Annotated in this window: 2 protein-coding genes; both read right to left on the bottom strand. The window is 70.8% G+C overall.

The window, feature by feature from the left end; translation table 11 throughout:
- Positions 1-35 precede the first annotated feature (35 nt).
- Positions 36-419, bottom strand: a complete 384-nt coding sequence (locus ACFXB5_RS18770; protein ID WP_385208944.1) for a RidA family protein — start codon at positions 417-419, stop codon at positions 36-38.
- 42 nt (positions 420-461) lie between these two features.
- The coding region (locus tag ACFXB5_RS18765) for a carboxylesterase family protein (protein WP_385208941.1) at positions 462-891 on the bottom strand (430 nt) is incomplete at its 5' end.

Here is an 891-nt window from a genome sequence, read left to right as displayed (position 1 = left end):
CGGACCGGGACAGACCGGCTATGCCGTGTGCCGAGTCAGTCGTCCAGCGCTGCCAGGGCGTCGACCTCCACCAGTACTCCTGGCGGAAGCTGCATGTAGACGGTGGTGCGGGCCGGGAACGGCTTACCAACGGCGGCGGTGTACGCCTCGTTCATCTCGGCTAGGTGGGCGGGATCCGTGAGGTAGACACGGAGCATCACGACGTCCTCCAGGTCCGCGTCGGCCGCCTTGAGTACGGCGGAGACGTTACGCAGGGCCTGCGTGGTTTGCTCGGCGACCGTGGTGCCGACGATCTCGCCCGTGTCCGGGGCGAGTGGGAGCTGCCCGGAGACCTGCAGGATGGGGCCCTTGCGGGCGCCCTGGGACAGCGGGGCCACCAGTGCGGGCGCGTTGTCGGTGGTGATGACGGTTCTGGTCATGGTGTGTCCTTGAAGAGGGTGCGGAGTGATGTGTACGGCAGGTCAGTTCCAGGCCTGGCGTTCCTGGCCACGGGGGTCGTCGACCTGGGTCCACTGTGCGTCGATGTGCATCGTGGCCCGGCGCTCGCTGTCGTACGGGTCCCAGCCGGGGTTACCGGTCCTGGCGAACCGGACCCACGTCTCGTGCACTCGGGCGGCGAGATTCGCGGGGGGCTTGTCGGGGCCGAGCAGGCCGTTGGGTCCGTGCAGTTGGGGGAGATGCGTGACGTCGAAGACGAAGGGGAGCTCCATCGCGTGGGTGGCGCCGAGTTCTCCGTTCAGGGCATGGGAGCGCCACGCGAACTCGTAGCCGAAGGTCTCGGACTGGGGGTGGGCGGCGTGGGCGGGGGGCAGGGGCCCGCTGCCCGCGCCGCCCGCCGCGGCGCCCCGGTTGGCGGCCCCCAGCGCACCGAAGGCCGCCGGGGGGCGTGCC

It is taken from the genome of Streptomyces sp. NPDC059455 (assembly GCF_042750115.1).
GTDB classification, from domain to species: domain Bacteria; phylum Actinomycetota; class Actinomycetes; order Streptomycetales; family Streptomycetaceae; genus Streptomyces; species Streptomyces endocoffeicus.
The sequence above is the reverse complement of the archived record's forward strand: the minus strand, read 5'-3'. Positions and strand labels throughout refer to the sequence as shown.